We start from the raw sequence: 22600 nt of genomic DNA on the forward strand, positions 1-22600 counted from the left end.
TTTTTTGATATAAAAATCTTATTATCAGTTAGAAAGGTTCTTCTTTTGTGAAAACCCTTTTATTTTTGTTATAATAGAAAAAAACAGATGCATTGAGGGAATAAAATGGAAAAAATTCGTTTATATATTGCTCGTCATGGTAAAACGATGTTTAATACATTAGGAAGAGCACAAGGATGGAGTGACACCCCACTCACAGAAGTCGGGATAGAAGGAATAAGAGAACTTGGGGCTGGTTTAAAAGCTGCAGGTATCCCTTTTAAAGAAGCTTTTTCAAGTGATAGCGGTAGAACCTTAGAAACCATGTCAATTATTTTAGAAGAAACAGGCCAAGAAAAATTACCTTATACTCGTGATAAAAGAATTCGCGAATGGTGTTTTGGAAGCCTGGATGGTGCCTATGATGGTGAGTTATTTCATGGTGTTTTGCCTCGGACAGAAGTCTTTAAAGATGGTCGTTCTTTGAACGATGTTTCCTATGAAGAATTGGCACAAAGTATTGTTGAGGTTGATACGGCTAATTGGGCAGAACCTTGGGAAGTATTGAGTAAACGCATTATCGATGGTTTCACAGCTATCGCCAAAAAGCTAGAAAAACAAGGTGGTGGCAACGCTATTGTTGTTTGTCATGGTTTAACGATTGGGACGCTGATTTGGTTAATTGACCATCACCAAGAAAAAACAGAAATTGATAACGGTAGCATCACTGTCTTAAGTTATGAAAATGGTCAATTTACGATAGAAAAAGTTGCCGATATGAGTTACCGTCATAAAGGAAGGGAGTTGAGAGCAAAAAATGGAAAAGAGACGTCATAGAAGAGCGCAAAAAAAATCACCTCTAGGCTTAATTATTGCCATTGTTGTTGTCATAATCGCCTTTGTTGGCCTTTCTATCGCTTTCTTTTGGTATCAAACACAACCAGTAGACAAAACAGCTCCAAAAGATAAAGTAACCCAACAAGAAACGACCGAGACAAAAACGGACTCGCAAGAAAAATCAACGGAGAATTTACCCAATGTTTCTGCAGATGATTGGGAATTGATACTTGTCAACCGTGATAATATCACTCCAGAATTAAATCCACAATTAGAAGAAGTCGCTGGTATTTTAGTGGATGCACGCATTGCTGAAAATGTTAGAGGGTTTCTAACAGCCGCACAAGCCATTGATCCAAATGAGCATTTGATATCAGGTTATCGTAGTGTCGCTTATCAAGAACAGGTGTTTAATGGCTATGTCGAACAAGAAATGGCAGAACGTGGAATTAGCCGAGAAGAAGCTGAAACTTTTGCCAAGGAATACTCTCAGCCTCCTGGAGCCAGTGAACACCAAACTGGTTTAGCCATTGATATGAGTACAGTGGATTTACTCAATCAAAGTGATCCGGCAGTCGTTGAACAAGTGGTTGCTCTGGCGCCAGAATATGGCTTTGTCCTTCGTTTTAATGAAGAGAAAAAACCGTTCACAGGTATTGGCTATGAAGACTGGCATTTCAGATATGTGGGTGTTGAATCTGCTAAATATATGGTGGAAAACAATCTTAGTTTGGAAGAGTATGTAGAAAGGTTAAGAGGAAATAACTAATGAGGAGAAAACTCTCACGATTTATCATTCTTATCATGATAGTCTTATTTTTTCTTGGTAATTTTTATTTTATTTCTTCTAAGCCTAAAATGATATTTGCTGATAAAGAAACCATGCCCACCGTTGGTCGTGACCAGTTTATCCAGCAAGTAGCTCCAAAAATTCAAGAAGTAGCACAAGCTTATGGACTAAGACCTTCTGTTGTGATCGCACAAGCTCTTATTTCGTCAAAAAATGGGACCAGCTATTTGGCAAGAAATTACCATAATTTATTTGGTTTACTAGCAAAAAAAGGTGATCCGACCATCAAGTTATTCATGAAAGAATATGATGGTATTGAATGGAAGGACACTCAAAAACCTTTTAAAATTTATTCTTTATGGGAAGAATCCCTCTATGATTATATGCTTATCATCCAGGATAATGATTTCTGGGGAGAGGATGTGTATTCAGCTTTAGCTAATGCTAGAGATTATCAAAGCGCAGCAAACTTACTCCAAGATATTGGCTTTAGCAATGATCCAGAATATGCGACAAAAATTATCAACTTGATTGATGAAGAGGATTTAACCAGATATGATCAAGAATAGCCGGTAAACAATCAGATAAAAAAGAAATTAGCACTCTGAACAAAAGAGTGCTAAAATTTTGTGTTTTTTCCTTGACAAGTTTTTAGAATAGCGTATAATGAGAGTATAGATTAGCAGTCTATATGATAGAGTGCTAAAGAAGTTGTTTTTAAAATTAGTAAGGAGGGCTCATGATTACACCGCGTCAAAATGATATTTTAAATCTTATTGTCGAGTTGTTCACACAAACTCATGAGCCAGTTGGTTCCAAGGCCTTGCAAGAAACGATTTCTTCTAGCAGTGCAACCATCAGAAATGATATGGCTAGATTAGAACAACTTGGTTTACTAGAAAAAGCACATACCTCTAGTGGGAGGATGCCAAGTAAGTCAGGTTTTCAATATTTTGTGGAACATTCTCTACGGATTGATAGCCTAGATGAAAAAGATGTCTATCAAGTGGTGAAAGCCTTTGATTTTGAAGCTTTCAAACTAGAAGATATTCTTGAAAGAGCGTCTCAGATACTAGCTGATTTAACAGGCTACACTGGTATTGTTTTGGATGTTGTGCCAACTAGGCAGCATTTAACATCGTTTGATATCGTACAAGTCAGTAGCCATGATGCTCTTGCAATACTGACTCTTGATGATTCAAAGCCAATGACTGTTCAGTTTGCCATCCCTAAGAATTTCTTAGCCAGGGATCTCGATACGGTTAAAATGTTGGTTGAAACACGACTAGTTTCTAAAACAGTCTTAGATATTCATTATAATCTGAGGACAGAAATACCTCAGGTCATTCAGAAATACTTTACCACCACTGACAATGTTCTTGATTTATTTGACTATATTTTTGAACAATTATTTAAGGAATTGATTTTTATCTCTGGTAAGGTTGCTTCATTATCATATGCTGATTTGTCCACCTACCAATACTTGGATAATCCTCAACTAGTTTCCTTAGAAATTAGAAATAGTATGAAAGAAGAAGAGATGTCAAGCATTCGGGTGGCTGAAAGTTCCGAGAAGGCTCTAAGCAATGTTAGCATCATTAGTCAAAAGTTTTTAATCCCTTATCGTGGCTTTGCAACAATGAGTTTAATCGGTCCTATTGATATGGATTATAAAAAGATGCTTAGCATCATCACTATTGTGACAAAAGTCCTGGCTGTCAAGTTAGGTGATTATTACCGCTATCTTAATAGCAACCATTATGAAGTTCATTAAAGGAGGCAAGTAGTGTCAAAAGAAGAAAAAAACAAGCAGTCAGATGAGCTGACAAAAGAGGTTGATAAAGCCAATGAAGAAACAGTAGATCAAGAAACTACTGAAAAAGAGAAACCTGAAAAGAGTGAATTAGAACTAGCTCAGGAGAAGGCAGAAGAGTTTGAGAATAAATATTTAAGAGCTATGGCGGAAACACAAAACATCCAACGCCGTAGTAATGAAGAACGTCAAACCCTGCAACGTTATCGCTCACAAGATTTGGCCAAAAAAATTCTGCCGAGTCTTGATAATCTAGAACGTGCCCTACAAGTTGATGGTCTGACAGAAGATGTCAAAAAAGGCCTTGAAATGGTGCAAGAAAGTCTCTTGCAAGCCCTCAAGGAAGAGGGAATTGAAGTGGTTGAAACAGAAAATTTTGATCACAATCTTCACATGGCTGTACAAACCCTACCAGCAGATGATGATCATCCGGCTGACACTATTGCTGAAGTTTTCCAAAAAGGCTATAAACTTCATGATAGATTACTAAGGCCAGCAATGGTTATTGTCTATAATTAAGGATTAACTACTATTAACAATTACTGTGACCGAAATGTCATAAAACTAGTAAGAAAGAAAATAAAAATAAAGAGGTAACTTAAATGTCTAAAATTATCGGTATTGACTTAGGAACAACCAACTCAGCAGTCGCTCTTCTTGAAGGCTCAGAAAGTAAAATTATTGCTAACCCAGAAGGCAATCGCACAACACCATCAGTAGTCTCATTCAAAAATGGAGAAATCATTGTTGGTGATGCTGCAAAACGTCAAGCAGTAACTAATCCTGATACTATTATTTCTATCAAATCAAAAATGGGAACAAGTGAAAAAGTTTCTGCAAATGGTAAAGAATACACACCACAAGAAATTTCAGCAATGATTCTTCAATACCTTAAAGGGTATGCAGAAGACTATCTTGGTGAAAAAGTGACTAAGGCTGTTATTACAGTTCCTGCTTACTTTAATGATGCGCAACGTCAAGCAACAAAAGATGCTGGTAAAATTGCAGGTCTTGAAGTAGAACGTATTGTCAATGAGCCAACCGCAGCTGCTTTAGCTTACGGTCTTGACAAAACTGACCACGAAGAAAAAGTACTTGTTTTTGACCTTGGTGGTGGAACATTTGACGTTTCTATCCTTGAACTTGGTGACGGGGTATTTGATGTACTTGCAACATCAGGAGACAACAAACTTGGTGGTGACGACTTTGACCAAAAAATTATCGACCATCTTGTGGCAGAATTCAAAAAAGAAAATGGTATTGATTTAGCTAAAGATAAAATGGCTGTTCAACGTTTGAAAGATGCTGCTGAAAAAGCTAAGAAAGACTTGTCAGGAGTAACTTCAACACAAATCAGCTTACCATTTATCACAGCTGGTGACGCAGGTCCTCTTCACTTAGAGATGACTTTAACACGTGCTAAATTTGATGAATTAACATTTGATCTTGTTGAACGCACTAAAGGACCTGTTCGTCAAGCCCTTTCAGATGCTGGACTTTCAGCAAGTGAAATAAACGAAGTAATCTTGGTTGGTGGTTCAACACGTATTCCAGCCGTTGTTGAAGCTGTTCGTAAAGAAACTGGTAAAGAACCAAACAAATCAGTTAACCCTGACGAAGTGGTTGCGATGGGTGCGGCTATCCAAGGTGGTGTGATTACTGGTGATGTCAAAGATGTCGTTCTTCTTGATGTGACACCATTATCACTTGGTATTGAAACAATGGGTGGTGTCTTTACTAAATTAATTGACCGTAATACAACAATCCCAACGTCTAAATCACAAGTCTTCTCAACAGCAGCAGACAATCAACCGGCTGTTGACATCCATGTTCTTCAAGGTGAGCGCCCAATGGCTGCTGATAACAAAACACTTGGTCGTTTCCAATTGACAGATATCCCAGCAGCGCCTCGCGGTATCCCACAAATTGAAGTGACTTTTGATATTGATAAAAACGGTATTGTTTCTGTTAAAGCAAAAGACCTTGGCACTCAAAAAGAACAAACTATTGTTATCCAATCAAATAGTGGTTTAACAGACGAAGAAATCGAAAAAATGATGAAAGATGCAGAAGCTAACGCAGAAGCAGATGCTAAACGTAAAGAAGAAGTCGATCTTAAAAATGATGTGGATCAAACTATCTTTGCAACAGAAAAAACGCTTAAAGAGACTGAAGGAAAAGGATTTGACACAGAGAGAGATGCCGCTCAATCAGCTCTTGATGACTTAAAAGCAGCTCAAGAATCAGGAAATCTTGAAGACATGAAAGCTAAGCTTGAAGCCTTGAATGAAAAAGCACAAGCTCTGGCTGTTAAAATGTATGAACAAGCAGCGGCTGCTCAACAAGCGCAAGCTGGTGCAGAAAACCCAGGCACAACAGAAAAAACTGACTCAGGTGACGATGTGGTTGATGGTGAGTTTACAGAAAAATAATGTCTGATGATAATTTAGACGAGGCAAAGGCTTCGTCTAAATTTTTCAATAGTAAAGGATAGGAAATGAATAATACAGAATATTATGATCGATTAGGTGTCTCAAAAAATGCTTCACAAGATGAAATCAAGAAAGCCTATCGTAAATTATCAAAAAAATATCACCCAGATATTAATAAAGAGCCAGGTGCCGAAGAAAAATATAAGGATGTTCAAGAAGCCTATGAAACGTTAGGTGATGAACAAAAAAGAGCCAACTATGATCAATTTGGCTCTGCTGGTGCCAATGGCGGCTTTGGTAATGGCTTTGGCGGAGGTGGTTTCGGTGGTTTTGATGGCTCTAGCTTTGGTGGCTTTGAAGATATCTTCTCAAGCTTCTTTGGTGGTGGTGCTAGTCGTAACCCTAATGCTCCTCGTCAAGGAGATGATTTACAATACCGTGTTGATTTGAGTTTTGAAGAAGCTGTTTTTGGTGCTGAAAAGGAAGTTCGCTATAATCGAGAAGCAGTCTGTCATACCTGTAGTGGCTCAGGCGCTAAACCAGGAACTAGTCCAGTAACCTGTCACAAATGTCATGGTTCTGGAGTTATCAATGTTGACACGCAAACACCACTTGGGATGATGCGTCGTCAAGTCACTTGTGATGTCTGTCACGGAACAGGAAAAGAAATCAAAGATCCATGTCAAACTTGTCATGGAACAGGACATGAAAAACAAGCCCATAAAGTTTCAGTAAAAGTGCCAGCTGGTGTTGAAACAGGTCAACAAATTCGTCTTCAAGGTCAAGGAGAAGCGGGCTTTAATGGAGGTCCTTATGGTGATCTCTATATTGTGGTTAATGTGAAACCTTCAAAACAGTTTGAACGTGAAGGAGCAACCATCTACTACACTTTAAATATTAGTTTTGTACAAGCAGCCTTGGGTGACACAGTGGAAATTCCGACAGTACACGGTTCTGTAGATATGGCTATTCCAGCCGGTACTCAGACAGGTAAGATTTTCCGACTAAAAGGTAAAGGAGCACCAAGATTAAGAGGAGGTGCTCAAGGCGATCAACATGTCACAATTAATGTTGTCACACCAACCAAGTTAAATGAAGCGCAAAAACAAGCCTTACAAGATTTTGCTAAGGCTAGTGGTCAAGAAGTTCATCCCAAGAAAAAAGGCCTCTTTGATAAGGTCAAAGATGTTTTTGAAGGGGAATAATTATTGAAACAAGTCTAGTTAGTCTAGACTTTTTCAGTACTTTCAACCCTAAATGAATACCTTGGTAGAAAATTAGCTGCTCAGTGAAACATAGTTGCTTATTTATAGGCATCTTGTTATAATCTTAAGCATGACAAGATACAAAGCTATTATTGCCTATGATGGGACCGATTTTTCTGGTTTTCAAAGGCAATCTCACCAAAGAACCATTCAAGAAGAAATTGAAAAAACTCTTTTAAGGTTGAACAGTGGTCAAGAAGTTCTGATTCAAGGAGCTGGGAGAACAGATGCTGGCGTTCATGCTTATGGGCAAGTGATTCATTTTGATCTTCCCGAACGTCGTGATCTTGAAAAACTACGTTTTGCTCTGGACACTCAGACACCTGATGATATTGATGTCAAAAAAATCGAAGTGGTTTCAGATGATTTTCATTGTCGTTATCAAAAACACACTAAAACTTATGAATTTCTAGTTGATATCGGGAGACCCAAAAATCCGATGATGCGTCATTATGCCACACATTTTCCCTACCCAATTGATGTTACTTTAATAGAAGAAGCGATAAAAGATTTGGTAGGAACTCACGATTTTACCGGTTTTACAGCTGCAGGGACCTCAATAGAAAATAAGGTGCGTACTATTACGACTGCCAAGGTGACATACGATAGCAACCGTCAATTCCTTACCTTTGTTTTCACAGGAAATGGTTTTTTATATAAACAAGTAAGAAATATGGTTGGTACTCTCTTGAAGATTGGTAATAAACGAATGCCAACCAATCAGATAAAAACAATCATTGCCTCAAAAGATCGTCACCTAGCAGGACCAACTGCAGCTCCAAACGGTCTTTATTTAAAGGAGATTAGTTATGAAAACTAATTACATGTTAACGATTGCAGGAAGCGATGTTTTGAGTGGGGGTGGCTTGCAAGCCGATTTAGCCACTTTTCATCACTTTCATCTGTTTGGTTTTTTAGCACTAACAAGTATTGCAACTCTATCTAACAACGGGTTTGAAATAACATCGATTGACGAAGTGGTCTTTCAAAAACAATTAGACAGTTTGAAAGCTGTTGACTTTTCAGCCATCAAAATTGGACTTTTACCCAATGAGTCTATTGCTGAGAGAACATTGACATTTTTAAAAGCAAAAAAAGAGATTCCAGTTATCTTAGATCCGGTACTTGTGTTCAAAGAAAACAATGATGAAGAAATATCAACCATGCGAGAGGTGCTATTGTCATTTTTCCCATATACGACAGTGATCACACCCAACTTAAAAGAGGCAGAACTATTGTCTGGTGTTAACATTACCAACCTAACAGACATGAAAAAAGCTGCAAAAATATTGTATGAAGCTGGCGCTAGGATTGTGGTCATAAAAGGAGGTTCTCGTTTAGATAAAACCAGAGCTATCGATCTCTTTTATGATGGTGAACACTATGTGGACCTTCAAAAGCCACTTTTAAGTATGAATAATACTGGTGCAGGATGTACATTTGCTTCTACCTTGTCAAGTTACATAGCTAAGGGAGAATCCCCTCTTTTAGCCACACGACACGCCAAAGAGTTTGTCTATCAAGCAATTGCTAATGCTAATGAATATGGAGTTTTACAACAAGATGAAAAAAACTAATCTCTCACAATTAACGACACTTGCTATCATCACCTCACTTAGCATTATTCTAGGAATTTACATTCAAATTAAAACACCAACAGGCTTTTTAACCCTATTAGATGCTGGTATCTTCTTCACTGCCTTTTATTTTGGTAGTAAAGAAGGAGCTATTGTTGGTGGTCTATCTGGTTTTCTCATTGATCTCCTTTTAGGTTATCCTAACTGGATGGTTATCAGTTTGTTTGCTCATGGTGGGCAAGGGTTCTTTGCCGGATGGACCGGTCAAAAAAGAGGTGTCGGATTAATTTTTGCCACCATTACCATGGTTGGTGGTTATTTTTTAGCCTCTAATGCGATGTATGGCTATGCTGCGGCATCTGCTGATATTTATGGCAATTTATTGCAAAATATGGTTGGTATGGCAGTTGGTTTTAGTGTTAGTCAAGCTCTAAAACGTCTTAAAAAATAAATAAAGGTTAATCAGATAACTAATATCTGAAAGTAAGAGGGTCATAATGAATTTAGAAGAATTAAAAAAAGAGACTCAAAAAATAAGCCTTGATATCATCGAACGAAGCCAGATAAAAAGTGGACAATTATTTGTTTTGGGTCTATCAAGTAGTGAAATTTTAGGAAATCATATTGGAACAGCTTCAAGCCTTGAAATAGGAGAAGTTGTTGTTAAAGAGCTTTTAGATAACTTATCAGACAAAGGCATTTACTTAGCTGTGCAAGGGTGTGAACATATCAATCGTGCCTTGGTTGTGGAACGTGAATATGCTGAAAGACATAATCTTGAAATTGTAAGTGTTTTACCCACTCTTCATGCTGGAGGTAGTGCTCAACTCGCAGCCTTTAAATATATGAAGGATCCAGTTGAGGTGGAGCATGTTGTTGCTTTTGCAGGTCTTGATATAGGAGATACCAGTATTGGCATGCATATTAAACATGTTCAAGTACCTCTTAGACCAGTGATGAGAGAGTTAGGAAAAGCCCATGTAACAGCCCTTTCTAGTCGTCCGAAACTGATTGGTGGACAAAGAGCTCAATATGTTAAAGATCCTATTCGAAAATTTTAAATCAAAAGAAGAGGTTTGGTTGTATACCAAGCCTCTTTTATTTTTATTACTTTGTTTGTTGAAAAAAATGAGTGACGATTGTTGGCGGAATCGACTTTCTGATGAATAGTCACCTTATTGTTTATGTGGTAAAGGTAATTCCCCTTCTTTAAAGACCCCTTCTTTAGTTAAAGCCTTTTGATAGAGAGTGTAAAAAGTATATTCTATCGGTAATTGAAAACCACTTTGGGCAAAAATATCAATTCTAAAAACGAGTTGACCGTTAGATAGAGTTGTGATACCTAGAATCTCGGGCGCTTTAGTGATTTTAGGATAATGCGAAGTTTCTTCCTGGTTTACCTGCTCTATTACCCGTCTCACCTCAGAAATATCTGTGTTTGGATAGATTGGAATATCAATTCTTGCTCGAATAGGAAAACGAGATAAGTTGCTAACAACAGTAATATTACGGTTGGGAATAAAATGCATAGTCCCATCAAAATCCTTGATTTGAGTTGTTCTAATCCCAACTCTTGTGACAATCCCATCAATTGATCCCAAAACGACATTTTCACCAACATCTAATTGACGTTCGCTAAGGATAAATATCCCATTGACAACATCGGTTAAGAAACCTTGTGCCCCAAGACCAATAGCAACTCCGGCAATTCCAGCCCCAGCTAGAAGGCCTGAAACAGGGACACCAAGTGTGATTAAGATAGAGTAGATGAGAAGGAAATAAAGAAGGTAATTTAAAAGATTTTGAAAGAGTTTTAAGAGTGTTTCTCTTCTTTTGTCATCAACCTTTGAGGCCATCAAAACACGATTGATGATATGATGAACTAAAAATTGAAGAACCCATTTACCAATATAAAAACAGATAACGAGAATGATTAAAGAAATGCTTTTAGAAATGATGCTTTCTATCATCTCACTAGTAAAAAATTGTTTCCAGTAACGACTAAATACAGACATAATAACTCCTTTTTCTATAGTTACTAGTGTAACAAATTTTTTTCAAGAAAACACAAAAAGGGTCAAAAAAGTGATGACATTAAGTTCTTTTATATTATTTTATAAGGATTTTAAAAACGGAAAAATCTAATGAATTCATATAAAATAGTTTAAAAAAAGCAATAAATATGGTAAACTAAACTGTAATCATATTATTTAAGGAGAATGACTTCATGTCTACATCGTTTGAAAACAAATCAACAAATCGAGGTGTTATTACATTTACGATTGGTCAAGACAAAATTAAACCTGCTCTTGATAAAACATTTAATCAATTAAAGAAAGATTTAGCTGTTCCTGGATTTCGTAAAGGACACATTCCACGTTCAGTATTTAACCAACGTTTTGGTGAAGAAGCTTTGTATGAAAAATCTTTAAATAGCGTTCTTCCAGAGGCTTATGAAGCTGCTGTTGCTGAACTTGGTTTAGATGTTGTGGCACAACCAAAAATCGATATCGTTTCAATGGAAAAAGGAAAAGATTGGGTCTTAACTGCTGAAGTGGTGACTAAGCCTGAAGTGAAACTTGGAGACTATAAAGATCTTGAAGTTTCAGTAGAAGAAACAAAAGACGTTGCTGACAGCGAAATTGACGACAAAATTGAACGTGAGCGTCAAAATCTTGCCGAATTAATCATTAAAGAAGAAGCTGCAGAAAACGGTGATACTGTTGTTATTGACTTTGTTGGTTCAGTTGATGGCGAAGAATTTGATGGTGGGAAAGGTGAAAACTTCTCATTAGAGCTTGGTAGTGGTCAATTTATCCCAGGATTTGAAGACCAATTAGTTGGTGCAAAAGCAGGCGACAGTGTTACTGTTGAAGTGACTTTCCCAGAAGATTATCAGGCAGCAGATTTAGCTGGCAAAGCTGCTAAATTTGAAACAACTGTGCACGAAGTGAAAACTAAAGAAGTGCCAGAACTTGATGATGAGCTTGCAAAAGACATTGATGAAGAAGTGGAAACACTTGATGACTTAAAAGCAAAATACCGCAAAGAATTAGAAGAAGCTAAAGAAACAGCCTACCAAGATGCTGTTGAAGCAGCAGCGATAGAACTTGCTGTAGAAAATGCTGAAATTGTTGAATTACCTGAAGAAATGGTTCATGATGAAGTTCATAGAGCAATGAACGAATTTATGGGTAATATGCAACGTCAAGGTATTTCTCCAGAAATGTACTATCAATTAACTGGTACTACTGAAGATGATCTTCATAAACAATATGAAGAAGATGCGGAAAAACGCACAAAAACAAATCTTGTAATTGAAGCTATCGCTAAACAAGAAAACTTTGAAACAACTGAAGAAGAAATTGAAAATGAAATTACAACACTAGCATCCGACTACAACATGGATGTTAAACAAGTACGTTCATTACTTTCAGAAGATATGTTAAAACATGATATTATGATGAAAAAAGCTGTAGATCTTATTACAAGCTCTGTTAAAGTGAAATAATATCAAACTTAAAAGTCAGGCTATCAAATGATTAGCCTTGGCTTTTTCATTTGTATGGCACAAAGAAGGTTTTATGTTAGAGTTATCGTCAAGAAAAGTCGAAAGCCCTTTAACAATCTTGTTTTTAGCAAAAAGTTTTGACGAAATATTAAATTTAGCGTAAAATAAAGAATAATGACAAGGATAAGGAGAATAACTTTGGAATTAAAAGTGTTTGCTGGGCAAGAAAAAAGTGAATTATCAATGATTGAGGTGGCACGTGCCATTTTAGAAGACCGTGGTCGAGACAATGAAATGCACTTTAGTGATCTTGTCAACACCATTCAAAACTACTTAGGAAAATCAGATGCTGATATCCGTGAGGGACTACCATACTTTTATGCTGATCTTAACACAGATGGAAGCTTCATCCCTTTAGGAGAAAATAAATGGGGACTTCGCTCTTGGTATGCCGTTGATGAAATAGATGAAGAAATCATCACTCTTGAGGATGAAGAAGATGGTGCTCCAAAACGTAAGAAAAAGAGAGTTAATGCCTTTATGGATGGTGATGATGATGCTATTGATTATAGCGACGATGATCCAGAAGATGAAGATTTTGACACTAATGATGATGATTTAGAGTATGACGATGAAGACCCAGATGATGAAAAATCTGAGGTAGAATCTTACGATTCAGAGTTAAACGAAATCATCCCAGAAGATGAACTTGAAGAAGATGTTGACATCAACGAAGAAGAAGATGACGACGATGATGATGACTATTCAGACGATGACAATTCGGATGATATTTAGTAATTGACGATTGACAAATTTATTAATATAGTTTATATTATTTACTGGGCACCTCTTTTTGAGGTCGACTAAGCTCCCTAAGCAATTAGGGAGCATTTTTTATTTTAAAAGACTATTAATAAAGGAGCAAAAGATGACAAAGTATATTTTTGTGACAGGTGGTGTGGTTAGTTCTATTGGTAAAGGAATTGTGGCAGCTAGCTTAGGAAGACTGCTTAAAAATCGTGGCTTAAAAGTAACGATTCAAAAGTTTGATCCTTATATCAATATTGACCCAGGAACAATGAGTCCTTATCAGCACGGAGAGGTCTATGTGACTGATGATGGGGCTGAAACAGATCTTGATTTGGGTCACTATGAACGTTTTATCGACATCAATCTTAACAAATATTCTAATGTCACCACTGGTAAAATATACAGTGAGGTTCTTAAGAAAGAAAGAAAAGGTGAGTATTTAGGGGCAACTGTCCAAGTCATCCCTCATATTACTGATGCTTTAAAAGAAAAAATTAAAAGAGCGGCATCTACCACAGATTCGGATGTCATTATCACAGAAGTTGGTGGAACCGTAGGTGATATTGAGAGTCTTCCATTTCTAGAAGCCCTTCGCCAAATGAAATCAGATGTCGGTAGTGACAACGTCATGTATATCCATACGACACTTCTGCCTTATCTAAAGGCTGCTGGTGAAATGAAAACCAAGCCAACTCAGCATTCCGTAAAAGAATTACGTGGCTTGGGGATTCAACCTAATATGCTGGTTATTAGAACCGAAAAACCGGTTGAACAAGGTATTAAAAATAAACTAGCTCAATTTTGTGATGTAGCGCCAGAAGCAGTTATTGAATCACGTGATGTTGAGCACCTTTATCAAATTCCATTAAACATGCAAGCTCAAAATATGGATCAGATTGTCTGTGACCATCTTCGTCTTGATGTCCCAGAAGCTGATATGAGTGAATGGACCGCAATGGTTGATAAGGTTATGTCACTTAAAAAGAAAACTAAAATTGCGCTTGTCGGTAAGTATGTCGAATTACCAGATGCTTACTTATCAGTTGTTGAGGCACTCAAACATTCTGGCTATGTCAATGATTCAATGATTGACTTAAAATGGGTAAATTCTAATGATGTGACAAAAGAGACTGTTGATTCATTGCTATCTGAAGCAGATGGGATTATTGTTCCCGGTGGTTTCGGTGAAAGAGGAACAGAAGGAAAAATTGAGGCGATTCGTTATGCGCGTGAAAAAGATGTGCCAATGCTAGGAATTTGTCTTGGTATGCAACTTGCCTGTGTTGAGTTTGCAAGACATGTTTTACACTTAGAAGGTGCCAATTCTTCTGAGCTTAATCCTGAGACTAACTATCCAATCATTGATATCATGCGTGACCAAATTGATATTGAAAATATGGGGGGTACCCTAAGGCTTGGTCTTTACCCATGTAAACTAAAAAGTGGTAGTGTTGCTGCTAAAGCTTATAACGATCAAGAAGTCATTCAAAGACGCCATCGCCATCGCTATGAATTTAATACTAAGTTCCGTGAGCAATTTGAAGAAGCTGGCTTTGTCTTTTCAGGAGTTTCACCTGATAATCGATTGATGGAAGTGGTTGAGCTGCCTGATAAAAAATTCTTTGTTGCAGCGCAATATCACCCAGAACTCCATAGCCGTCCAAATCGACCAGAAGAATTATACACAGCCTTTGTGACAGCTGCAGTAAAAAACAGTCACTAATAGAAAATAAAGAACTTCGAGTGGATTGGAGTTCTTTATCTTTTGGCTAAAATAAGATATAATAGCAATTATGAAAAAGCTAACCTTATCAAAAGTCATCATTATTTTTATAGGACTTATCAGTATGATTTCTATCGGAGCAACCTTCTATTTTTTTAATGAAGCCCAAGTGAGAGCTGAAAAATCGTTTATTAATAATAAACCAACACCAAAAACAGATCCTCTCTATGCCTATGAGAAAGAATTTGCGGCCTTAGAAAAGACAACCCTGGAAATGACAAATGGCGGTCTCAAGCAGGTGGCTTGGTATGTGGAAGCGCCTAAAGAGACAGATAAAACTGTTATTGTTGTTCATGGTTTTTCATCAAGTAAAGAAAGAATGCTGGCTTATGGCTGGTTGTTTCACAAATTAGGCTATAATGTTCTTATGCCTGATAATATTGCTGCTGGAGACAGTGAAGGACGAATCATTGGCTATGGGTGGAATGATCGTTTAAATATTATCAAGTGGTCAGAAATTTTGGCAGAGACGAATCCAAATAGTCAAATTATTCTCTATGGTTTATCTATGGGAGGTGCGACTGTCATGATGGCTAGTGGAGAAGAGGAACTCCCTAAACAAGTCACCGCCATTATTGAAGATGCTGGCTATACAAGTGTCTGGGATGAATTAGTCTATCAAGCAAAGGATATGTATAACCTACCAGCTTTTCCGCTTTTATACCAAGTGTCAGCCATGTCAAAAATTCGTGCCGGTTTTACTTATGGGGAAGCCAGCTCTATCAAACAATTAGAGAAAAATACCAGGCCAATCCTCTTTATCCATGGCTCGGAAGATAAATTTGTTCCTACTGAGATGGTTTATAAGAATTATGAAGCGACTACGGCTCCAAAAGAACTTTATATTGTTGAGGGAGCAGACCACGCCAAAACCTTTTCGACTGACATTAAGGCCTATGAAGAAAAAATTGTTAGCTTTTTAAAGAAATACACTAAATAATATTGACAGAAAATAAAGAAATTGATATAATCTACTATGTTGTCAATCGCGGGGATGGCGGAATTGGCAGACGCGCAGGACTAAGGATCCTGTGACCGCTTTAGGTCGTGAGGGTTCAAGTCCCTCTCTCCGCAAATTTAGAACCAGCTTTGCTGGTTTTTTTATTTTCTCCTTAAGAAAGCGTTTTTTCTGATTTCTAAAGACTGGTATTTTTAGGGAGAATGTGATAAAATGAACGAGTAATAGGAATTATCCTAAAAAATATTGAGGAGGCTATTAAAATGCCAATCGTTTCAGCAGAAAAATTCGTCAAAGCAGCACGTGAAAACGGCTACGCTGTTGGTGGATTTAATACAAATAACCTTGAATGGACACAAGCTATCTTGCGTGCCGCAGAAGCAAAAAAAGCTCCTGTTCTTATTCAAACGTCTATGGGAGCAGCTAAATACATGGGTGGTTACCGTGTTGCTCGTAATCTTATTGCTAACTTAGTTGAAGCAATGAACATTACAGTGCCAGTTGCTATTCACTTAGACCACGGACACTATGAAGATGCCCTAGAAGCTATTGAAGTAGGTTACACATCAATTATGTTTGATGGTTCTCATCTACCAATTGAAGAAAACCTTGAAAAAGCGCGTGAAGTGGTTGCTTTAGCACATTCTAAAGGTATTTCAGTTGAAGCTGAAGTAGGAACTATCGGTGGTGAAGAAGATGGTATCATTGGTAAGGGTGAGCTTGCTCCAGTTGAAGACGCTAAAGAAATGGTTGCAACAGGTGTTGACTTCTTAGCAGCTGGTATTGGGAATATCCATGGTCCTTACCCTGAAAACTGGGAAGGATTAGACCTTGACCACTTGAAGAAATTAACAGAAGCTCTTCCAGGTGTGCCAATCGTTTTACATGGTGGTTCAGGTATTCCTGATGAACAAATTCAAGCAGCTATCAAATTAGGTGTTGCTAAAGTTAACGTTAACACTGAAGGTCAAATTGCCTTTTCAGATGCTACTCGTAAATTTGCAGCAGAATACAATGCTAACGCAGCAGAATATGACAAGAAAAAATTATTCGATCCACGTAAATTCTTAGCACCAGGTATCAAAGCCGTTCAAGATGCTATCGAAGAACGTATCGATGTTTTCGGATCAGAAAATAAAGCCTAGCCATAAGTTATTATGAGAGTCTACCATATAAGGTGGACTCTTTTTTATATGGAGTAGCAAAGTCTTTTGTGGAGAGAGTGAAGGAAAACATTTCAAGAAAATGTCCTTGCTATCTTTTTTAGCTTATGTTATAATACTACGGTATGTGGTGCTAGCACATCCTTATATATACTACGTAGGAGGAAATACAAATGTCTAAAGTATGTTACTTTACAGGTCGTAAGACTGTATCAGGAAATAACCGTTCACACGCGATGAACCAAACAAAACGTACTGTTAAACCAAATCTTCAAAAAGTAACTGTTTTGATTGATGGTAAACCAAAAAAAGTTTGGGTATCAGCTCGTGCACTTAAATCTGGAAAAGTAGAACGTGTTTAATGGAAAGGGCGAAAGCTCTTTTTTTATTACTCAAAAACTAAGCAAGAGAAGTGAGTTAATGAAAAGACAGGGATTTTTTTACAATGTATTGATAATATGATAAAATAAAGTAATAAAAACTTTTGAGGTAGTAAATATGACTGTAAAAATTAATACAAAAGATGGTCAAATTGAATTGTCAGACGATGTCATTGCAACAGTCGTTGGCGGTTCAGCAACAGAAATTTTTGGTGTTGTGGGAATGGCTAGTAAAAGTACACTGAAAGATAACTTCCAAGCGCTTTTACGCAAAGAAAACTACGCCAAAGGTGTTGTTGTGAGATCAACAGAAGAAGGTATTTCTGTTGATGTCTATACCGTTATGAGTTATGGTGTCAAAATTAGCGAAGTGTCAAAAAACATTCAAGAACGTGTTAAGTTTAATCTTGAAAATCAGTTGGGCATTTCAACGGATATGGTTAATGTCTATGTTCAAAATATCAAGGTGGTAGGAGAAGACTAGTGTCAAATATTACAACAAGTTTATTCCAAGGCATGGTACAAGCAGCAAGTACTCGTCTTAACAAACAAGCTGAATACGTCAATTCATTAAACGTTTTTCCGGTGCCAGATGGTGATACTGGGACTAATATGGGCATGACCATGGAAAATGGTGCCAAAGAAGTGGCAGGAAAATCTGCTAAAACCGTTGGTGAAGTGGGAGAAATTCTATCTAAGGGTCTTTTAATGGGAGCTAGGGGAAACTCTGGGGTCATTACATCACAATTGTTTCGTGGTTTTGGCCAAAGCATTAAAGGAAAAGAAGAACTCAGTGGTAAGGATTTAGCACAAGCCTTTCAATCTGGGGTTGAAGTGGCTTATAATGCTGTCATGAAACCTGTTGAGGGAACTATTCTTACGGTTTCTCGAGGGGCTGCAAGAGCTGCTATTAACAAATCTGAAGAAACAGATGATGCAATAGAAGTCATGCGCGCTGCTCTTGACGGGGCAAAAGCAGCCTTAGCTAAAACACCAGACCTACTTCCAGTCCTTAAAGAAGTTGGTGTTGTAGACTCAGGTGGTCAAGGACTCGTCTATATTTATGAGGGATTTTTATCAGCCTTAACTGGTGATTTTATGGTTTCAGAAGAGTTTGAAGCCACTCCTGCTATCATGAGTGAAATGATTAATGCTGAACATCATAAAGCTGTTGTTGGACATGTGGCAACAGAAGACATTACCTATGGCTATTGTACAGAGATTATGGTAGGTCTTAAACAGGGACCAACCTATGTTAAAGAATTTGATTACAATGATTTTCAAAATTATCTCAGCAATCTCGGTGATTCTCTTTTAGTGGTTAATGATGATGAAATTGTAAAAGTTCACGTTCATACAGAAGATCCAGGTCTTGTCATTCAAGAAGGTCTCAAATATGGCGCTTTGATGAAAGTGAAAGTGGACAATATGAGAAATCAACATGATACTCAAGTCCAAAAAGTAAACGATGATGAACCAAAAGAGCGCAAAGAATATGGTATTATTACGGTTGTTGCTGGTGATGGTTTAGCAAGCATCTTTAAATCGCAAGGTGTTGATTATGTCATTTCTGGTGGACAAACAATGAATCCATCAACTGAGGATATCGTTAAAGCAATCGAAGCAGTTAATGCTGATAATATTATTATTTTACCTAACAATAAAAATATCTTTATGGCTGCTCAAACAGCTGCTGAGGTTGTTGATGTACCAACTAAAGTCGTTGAAACAAGAACCATTCCTCAAGGATTTACTAGTCTTTTGGCCTTCAATGATTCCAATTCATTAGAAGAAAATTTCGAAGCTATGACTGAGAGTCTCTCAGATGTGACTAGTGGTAGTGTGACTTTAGCTGTTAGAGATACGACTATTGATGGTTTAGCGATTAAAAAAGACGATATTCTAGGCATGGTCAATGGTAAAATTGTAGTGTCTAATCCTGATATGGAAAGTGCACTTAAAGAAACCTTCGACCAAATGATTACTGAAGACAGTGAAATCATTAGTATTTATGTTGGAGAAGAAGGCACAAAAGAAATGTCAGATCGTATTGTTGCCTACCTAGAAGAAACTTACGATGATTTAGATATCGAGGTTCATCAAGGCGATCAACCTGTTTACCCATACTTGATGAGTGTTGAATAATTAGCAAATGATAAGAAAGAGTCGTTAGAAAATACTAACGGCTTTTTTCTTTTCTAGATTAAGAATAGCAGATAATTTCTCACAACAAATTCTTTTTTTGACCACTTATCAAAAGAAATTAACCGCTTAGCGTGATTCTTGTGTCAAGCTTTTTTTATTTTGCTATGATATGACTGTAAGGAGGGTTATCATGCTGATCAAAACAAAGAATCTTAGTAAATCCTATGGCAGTAAACTGGCACTAAAAAATCTGACCATTGAATTACTTGAAGGAGAATTGGTTGCCTACCTAGGAACAAATGGTGCCGGCAAATCAACAACAATGAAATTATTAACAGGTCTCTTGGAAGCTAGTTCGGGTCAAATTAGCAAAAAATCAGGTTTATCCGTGGGTGTTGTTTTTCAAGAGAGCGTCTTAGACAGTGATTTGACAGTGTCACAAAATTTAAAAAGTCGCTTCGCCTTATATCGACACAAAAATCAACAGTGGTATGAAGAATTACTTGACTTATTGGAAATAAGACCACTTTTAACGAAGCGTTACGGTCTATTATCAGGAGGCCAAAGACGTCGTGTTGATATTGCAAGGGCACTCGTCCACCAACCAGATATTTTATTCTTAGATGAGCCGACAACAGGATTAGATGTGCAAACGAGAACCCTTTTGTGGCAATTTTTAAATCGCTTGAAAGAACAAGGGCTAACCATATTTTTAACCACTCATTATCTAGAAGAAGCCGAGCAAGCAGACAAGGTTTATATTTTGGAAGAAGGAAGACTCCTTGCTCAAGGAAAAGTATCTGAATTGATTACGGCTCATGCTAAAAATCGTCTTATTATCACTTGTAATCCTGGTTTGTCCCATCGTTTTGAAGGTGCCAGACTGATAGATAGTCAAACTCTTGTTTTTGAAGCCATCACAACAAAGGACAGTATTGCTATTTTAAGTCGCTATGCACCTGACATTATTGATTTTAACTATCAAAAAGCCACTTTAAGTGATGCTTTTATGGCACTAACTGGAAAGGAGATCAAATGATATCTATTTTAGTCAAACGTCATATCGTTCTTTATTTTAGTAATAAAATGAGAGTGATTTTTTCAATACTTGGCGCTCTTATTGGTTATGGTTTATATTTCTTATTTTTGCGAGATAATTTATTAGAAGCTTTCACCTCGCTACCTGATGCTAATCAGATTTTAGACTTGTGGATGATGGGTGGGGTTTTAGCCACAGCTGCTATTAGTACAACTTTATCTGCTGTATCGCGCTTTGTCTATGATAGAGAACGTCAAGTGATGGCTGATTTATTGCTAACAGAAGTAGGTTTATGGCGCTTACAATTCTCTTATTTTTTAAGTGCCACTCTAATTGGAGTCTTGATGCAAGTGCTTATTTCTTTTTTGAGCTTAACAACTCTTTATCTCCAGTATCAATTATTGTTGTCTTTACCACAACTGTTAATTCTCTTTTTAGCCATCTGTTTGACCTCTCTAGTTTGTTCGTTAATGGCGATGTTACTACTTTACTTTATTAAAAAGAGTAGTACCTTAGAAGTCTTGGGCAATATTGTTGGCACTCTGGCTGGTTTTTTAACAGGTTCCTACATTAGTATAGGAGTTTTACCACTAGTGGCTCAAAAAGTTTTAACCTACACACCTGCCATTTACCTATCCTCTTTATATCGCCAGATTTTTCTGGATAATCGGTTTGATGGTCTCACACAATCGATGAGAGAATTCTTAGGTATCGGGGTGAATTGGCAGCACTTGACAACGATAAGAGAAGATGCCATAGTATTAGTGATTATTGCTATCCTTATAAGCATCATATTGATTCTCATAAACAAATTTGTAAAAAAAGGGGTGATGGCAGATGGATTGTCGCTTTGAAGAAGACCGTTCAAAAGAACAGTTAGAAATCATTATCAAAAAAGCTAGCTATGACAAAGAAGTGGCTGATTTGCTACATTATTTAGAGCTTTTTTCGGAAATCACACCCAATGTCATTCCGGTTAAAACAGAAGATCGGATTGTTCTCTTAAAAGTGGAAGACTTGATTTTGGTTGATGTCGATGGCACACAACTTATTTTAGAAACAACAACAGAGACCTTACGCACAACAGATCGTCTTTATAAATTTAAAGACCGTCTAAAAAATCCTGATTTTGTGCAAGTGTCTAAGCAAAGTTTAATTAACATCAACCATTTAAATTACTTAGAAGCAAGTTTTTCAGGTAATATGACAGCAAGGCTAGATAAGAATATTAGAACTATTGTTAGTCGTAGGTATTTGAAAGATTTAGAAGCCCGTTTAGGCTTATAAGGAGGAGTATCATGAAAAAATATTGGACACATTACATTTTTGGTATAGGGATTGGTATGATTATCTATATTCTATTTCTTTTGGCTTTTAAATTACCAGCACAGACTGTGCAACAAATCATCACAACTGTTGTTTTAAGTGGTTTTATCGGGTTGGCATCATTAATTTATGAAAATAATCGTTGGTCATTCTTTAGAAAATCATTAATCCATTTGGTGATTGTTTTTCTGATTGTTTTTGCCATGAATTATTTTAATCATTGGGTTGATTTTGGGTCAAATATCGGTGTTTACTTAGGCTTTATTATCCAATTTTTCATCATTTATTTTGCCATTTCATTTATCATGTTTTTAATTTCTAAAAAACAGGTGCAAGAAATCAATGATAGGCTCAAAAAAAAGAAAGGCTAGCTTGACAAGTCCTCTCATTTATTATAGAATGGTTTAGTATGTTTAGTAACTGATCAAAGAAATAGCCGGCTAAACGAATACAAAAATCTAATGAGGAGGTATTCAAAGTGAAACGTACTTTTCAACCAAGTAAAATCCGTCGTCAACGTAAGCATGGCTTCCGTCATCGTATGGCAACAAAAAATGGCCGTCGCGTATTAGCAAGCCGTCGTCGTAAAGGACGCAAAGTATTGTCTGCATAATTAAAGAGATAATAAAACAAAAATCAGCGGGAACTCGAGCCTGTTGATTTTTTTGTTGGTAAAATTAAGATTAAAGTGATAAAACAAAGACATAAAGAAGTATGATATAATAAGTAAAACTATCATTTAAAAAGTAGTAAGAGCAAGAATGGAAAGGAAGCGACAAGTCTTAGCTAGTT

Annotated in this window: 25 protein-coding genes and 1 tRNA gene; 25 read left to right on the plus strand and 1 reads right to left on the minus strand. The window is 37.0% G+C overall.

All coding sequences use genetic code 11. The annotated features are described in order from the left end of the window. The first annotated feature begins 105 nt into the window (after positions 1–105). The 11 genes from JHK62_RS05600 to JHK62_RS05650 all read left to right on the plus strand — a co-directional run bounded on the left by JHK62_RS05600 (position 106) and on the right by JHK62_RS05650 (position 9754). Entirely contained in the window at positions 106–816 is a 711-nt protein-coding gene (locus JHK62_RS05600; protein ID WP_199575790.1) for a histidine phosphatase family protein, read from the plus strand. Next, positions 797–1585, plus strand: a complete 789-nt coding sequence (locus JHK62_RS05605) for a M15 family metallopeptidase (protein WP_199575791.1) — start codon at positions 797–799, stop codon at positions 1583–1585. Before JHK62_RS05600 ends, JHK62_RS05605 begins: the two co-directional genes overlap by 20 nt. Beyond that, the gene (locus JHK62_RS05610) at positions 1585–2175 is read left to right on the plus strand and encodes a glycoside hydrolase family 73 protein (protein WP_199575792.1); all 591 of its coding nucleotides are present in this window, start codon (positions 1585–1587) and stop codon (positions 2173–2175) included. The genes JHK62_RS05605 and JHK62_RS05610 overlap by 1 nt, the downstream gene beginning before the upstream one ends. A gap of 170 nt (positions 2176–2345) precedes the next feature. Then, positions 2346–3380: a heat-inducible transcriptional repressor HrcA gene (hrcA, locus tag JHK62_RS05615; RefSeq protein ID WP_199575793.1), complete on the plus strand. Its 1035-nt coding sequence runs from the start codon at positions 2346–2348 to the stop codon at positions 3378–3380. A 12-nt stretch (positions 3381–3392) separates the two neighbouring features. Further along, a complete protein-coding gene (gene grpE / locus JHK62_RS05620) occupies positions 3393–3938 on the plus strand; it encodes a nucleotide exchange factor GrpE (RefSeq protein WP_199575794.1) in 546 nt (181 codons plus the stop codon). 83 nt (positions 3939–4021) lie between these two features. Beyond that, positions 4022–5851, plus strand: a complete 1830-nt coding sequence (gene dnaK, locus JHK62_RS05625) for a molecular chaperone DnaK (protein WP_199575795.1) — start codon at positions 4022–4024, stop codon at positions 5849–5851. A gap of 65 nt (positions 5852–5916) precedes the next feature. After that, positions 5917–7056 (plus strand): molecular chaperone DnaJ, encoded by a 1140-nt coding sequence (gene dnaJ / locus JHK62_RS05630; protein WP_199575796.1) that lies wholly within the window; start codon positions 5917–5919, stop codon positions 7054–7056. 130 nt (positions 7057–7186) lie between these two features. Next, positions 7187–7936 carry a tRNA pseudouridine(38-40) synthase TruA gene (truA, locus tag JHK62_RS05635; protein WP_199575797.1) on the plus strand — a complete coding sequence of 250 codons (750 nt, stop codon included), beginning with the start codon at positions 7187–7189 and terminating at the stop codon, positions 7934–7936. Then, positions 7926–8693, plus strand: a complete 768-nt coding sequence (locus JHK62_RS05640; RefSeq protein WP_199575798.1) for a bifunctional hydroxymethylpyrimidine kinase/phosphomethylpyrimidine kinase — start codon at positions 7926–7928, stop codon at positions 8691–8693. The genes truA and JHK62_RS05640 overlap by 11 nt, the downstream gene beginning before the upstream one ends. Further along, on the plus strand, positions 8680–9144 hold the full coding sequence (locus JHK62_RS05645) for an ECF transporter S component (RefSeq protein WP_199575799.1): 465 nt from the start codon (positions 8680–8682) through the stop codon (positions 9142–9144). The genes JHK62_RS05640 and JHK62_RS05645 overlap by 14 nt, the downstream gene beginning before the upstream one ends. 46 nt (positions 9145–9190) lie before the next feature. Next, on the plus strand, positions 9191–9754 hold the full coding sequence (locus JHK62_RS05650; RefSeq protein WP_199575800.1) for a TIGR01440 family protein: 564 nt from the start codon (positions 9191–9193) through the stop codon (positions 9752–9754). Between the two features lie 114 nt (positions 9755–9868). On the opposite strand, the gene JHK62_RS05655 is transcribed toward JHK62_RS05650, so the two are convergent. Beyond that, the gene (locus JHK62_RS05655; RefSeq protein WP_199575801.1) at positions 9869–10708 is read right to left on the minus strand and encodes a mechanosensitive ion channel family protein; all 840 of its coding nucleotides are present in this window, start codon (positions 10706–10708) and stop codon (positions 9869–9871) included. 212 nt (positions 10709–10920) lie between these two features. Here JHK62_RS05655 and tig point away from each other — a divergent pair, with 212 nt between their 5' ends. The 14 genes from tig to rpmH all read left to right on the plus strand — a co-directional run bounded on the left by tig (position 10921) and on the right by rpmH (position 22421). Then, the gene (gene tig / locus JHK62_RS05660) at positions 10921–12204 is read left to right on the plus strand and encodes a trigger factor (protein WP_199575802.1); all 1284 of its coding nucleotides are present in this window, start codon (positions 10921–10923) and stop codon (positions 12202–12204) included. A gap of 198 nt (positions 12205–12402) precedes the next feature. Further along, positions 12403–12999, plus strand: a complete 597-nt coding sequence (gene rpoE, locus JHK62_RS05665) for a DNA-directed RNA polymerase subunit delta (protein ID WP_199575803.1) — start codon at positions 12403–12405, stop codon at positions 12997–12999. A gap of 133 nt (positions 13000–13132) precedes the next feature. Beyond that, a complete protein-coding gene (gene pyrG / locus JHK62_RS05670; RefSeq protein ID WP_199575804.1) occupies positions 13133–14737 on the plus strand; it encodes a CTP synthase in 1605 nt (534 codons plus the stop codon). Between the two features lie 70 nt (positions 14738–14807). Further along, positions 14808–15737, plus strand: coding sequence for an alpha/beta hydrolase (locus tag JHK62_RS05675; protein WP_199575805.1), 930 nt, complete (start codon positions 14808–14810; stop codon positions 15735–15737). 48 nt (positions 15738–15785) lie between these two features. Continuing rightward, positions 15786–15871, plus strand: a tRNA-Leu gene (locus JHK62_RS05680). A gap of 147 nt (positions 15872–16018) precedes the next feature. Continuing rightward, on the plus strand, positions 16019–16900 hold the full coding sequence (locus tag JHK62_RS05685) for a class II fructose-bisphosphate aldolase (RefSeq protein WP_199575806.1): 882 nt from the start codon (positions 16019–16021) through the stop codon (positions 16898–16900). 191 nt (positions 16901–17091) lie between these two features. Further along, entirely contained in the window at positions 17092–17280 is a 189-nt protein-coding gene (gene rpmB / locus JHK62_RS05690) for a 50S ribosomal protein L28 (protein WP_018370332.1), read from the plus strand. A gap of 136 nt (positions 17281–17416) precedes the next feature. Next, positions 17417–17782: an Asp23/Gls24 family envelope stress response protein gene (locus tag JHK62_RS05695; protein WP_199575807.1), complete on the plus strand. Its 366-nt coding sequence runs from the start codon at positions 17417–17419 to the stop codon at positions 17780–17782. Beyond that, the gene (locus JHK62_RS05700; protein WP_199575808.1) at positions 17782–19443 is read left to right on the plus strand and encodes a DAK2 domain-containing protein; all 1662 of its coding nucleotides are present in this window, start codon (positions 17782–17784) and stop codon (positions 19441–19443) included. The genes JHK62_RS05695 and JHK62_RS05700 overlap by 1 nt, the downstream gene beginning before the upstream one ends. Positions 19444–19633: 190 nt before the next feature. Beyond that, positions 19634–20482 carry an ABC transporter ATP-binding protein gene (locus JHK62_RS05705; RefSeq protein WP_199575809.1) on the plus strand — a complete coding sequence of 283 codons (849 nt, stop codon included), beginning with the start codon at positions 19634–19636 and terminating at the stop codon, positions 20480–20482. Then, positions 20479–21336, plus strand: a complete 858-nt coding sequence (locus tag JHK62_RS05710) for an ABC transporter permease (protein WP_199575810.1) — start codon at positions 20479–20481, stop codon at positions 21334–21336. The genes JHK62_RS05705 and JHK62_RS05710 overlap by 4 nt, the downstream gene beginning before the upstream one ends. Beyond that, complete coding sequence (locus JHK62_RS05715) at positions 21320–21769, plus strand: LytTR family DNA-binding domain-containing protein (RefSeq protein WP_199575811.1); 450 nt, start codon at positions 21320–21322, stop codon at positions 21767–21769. Before JHK62_RS05710 ends, JHK62_RS05715 begins: the two co-directional genes overlap by 17 nt. Before the next feature lie 11 nt (positions 21770–21780). Then, positions 21781–22179: a DUF3021 domain-containing protein gene (locus JHK62_RS05720; protein ID WP_199575812.1), complete on the plus strand. Its 399-nt coding sequence runs from the start codon at positions 21781–21783 to the stop codon at positions 22177–22179. A 107-nt stretch (positions 22180–22286) separates the two neighbouring features. Continuing rightward, positions 22287–22421 carry a 50S ribosomal protein L34 gene (gene rpmH / locus JHK62_RS05725; protein WP_018370325.1) on the plus strand — a complete coding sequence of 45 codons (135 nt, stop codon included), beginning with the start codon at positions 22287–22289 and terminating at the stop codon, positions 22419–22421. Positions 22422–22600: the final 179 nt, after the last annotated feature.

This window comes from Streptococcus pacificus (genome assembly GCF_016481305.1).
Classification (GTDB): Bacteria; Bacillota; Bacilli; order Lactobacillales; family Streptococcaceae; genus Streptococcus; species Streptococcus pacificus.

What these genes read in the sequence shown, in the direction of transcription:
- JHK62_RS05655 (WP_199575801.1), bottom strand. Translation starts at nt 10,708, where the DNA reads ATGTCTGTATTTAGTCGTTACTGGAAACAATTTTTTACTAGTGAGATG.
- dnaJ (WP_199575796.1), top strand. Translation starts at nt 5,917, where the DNA reads ATGAATAATACAGAATATTATGATCGATTAGGTGTCTCAAAAAATGCT.
- JHK62_RS05650 (WP_199575800.1), top strand. Translation starts at nt 9,191, where the DNA reads ATGAATTTAGAAGAATTAAAAAAAGAGACTCAAAAAATAAGCCTTGAT.
- JHK62_RS05600 (WP_199575790.1), top strand. Translation starts at nt 106, where the DNA reads ATGGAAAAAATTCGTTTATATATTGCTCGTCATGGTAAAACGATGTTT.
- dnaK (WP_199575795.1), top strand. Translation starts at nt 4,022, where the DNA reads ATGTCTAAAATTATCGGTATTGACTTAGGAACAACCAACTCAGCAGTC.
- JHK62_RS05705 (WP_199575809.1), top strand. Translation starts at nt 19,634, where the DNA reads ATGCTGATCAAAACAAAGAATCTTAGTAAATCCTATGGCAGTAAACTG.
- JHK62_RS05675 (WP_199575805.1), top strand. Translation starts at nt 14,808, where the DNA reads ATGAAAAAGCTAACCTTATCAAAAGTCATCATTATTTTTATAGGACTT.
- JHK62_RS05685 (WP_199575806.1), top strand. Translation starts at nt 16,019, where the DNA reads ATGCCAATCGTTTCAGCAGAAAAATTCGTCAAAGCAGCACGTGAAAAC.
- JHK62_RS05715 (WP_199575811.1), top strand. Translation starts at nt 21,320, where the DNA reads ATGGATTGTCGCTTTGAAGAAGACCGTTCAAAAGAACAGTTAGAAATC.
- pyrG (WP_199575804.1), top strand. Translation starts at nt 13,133, where the DNA reads ATGACAAAGTATATTTTTGTGACAGGTGGTGTGGTTAGTTCTATTGGT.
- JHK62_RS05720 (WP_199575812.1), top strand. Translation starts at nt 21,781, where the DNA reads ATGAAAAAATATTGGACACATTACATTTTTGGTATAGGGATTGGTATG.
- tig (WP_199575802.1), top strand. Translation starts at nt 10,921, where the DNA reads ATGTCTACATCGTTTGAAAACAAATCAACAAATCGAGGTGTTATTACA.
- JHK62_RS05640 (WP_199575798.1), top strand. Translation starts at nt 7,926, where the DNA reads ATGAAAACTAATTACATGTTAACGATTGCAGGAAGCGATGTTTTGAGT.
- JHK62_RS05610 (WP_199575792.1), top strand. Translation starts at nt 1,585, where the DNA reads ATGAGGAGAAAACTCTCACGATTTATCATTCTTATCATGATAGTCTTA.
- JHK62_RS05710 (WP_199575810.1), top strand. Translation starts at nt 20,479, where the DNA reads ATGATATCTATTTTAGTCAAACGTCATATCGTTCTTTATTTTAGTAAT.
- JHK62_RS05605 (WP_199575791.1), top strand. Translation starts at nt 797, where the DNA reads ATGGAAAAGAGACGTCATAGAAGAGCGCAAAAAAAATCACCTCTAGGC.
- JHK62_RS05645 (WP_199575799.1), top strand. Translation starts at nt 8,680, where the DNA reads ATGAAAAAAACTAATCTCTCACAATTAACGACACTTGCTATCATCACC.
- JHK62_RS05695 (WP_199575807.1), top strand. Translation starts at nt 17,417, where the DNA reads ATGACTGTAAAAATTAATACAAAAGATGGTCAAATTGAATTGTCAGAC.
- hrcA (WP_199575793.1), top strand. Translation starts at nt 2,346, where the DNA reads ATGATTACACCGCGTCAAAATGATATTTTAAATCTTATTGTCGAGTTG.
- rpmB (WP_018370332.1), top strand. Translation starts at nt 17,092, where the DNA reads ATGTCTAAAGTATGTTACTTTACAGGTCGTAAGACTGTATCAGGAAAT.
- truA (WP_199575797.1), top strand. Translation starts at nt 7,187, where the DNA reads ATGACAAGATACAAAGCTATTATTGCCTATGATGGGACCGATTTTTCT.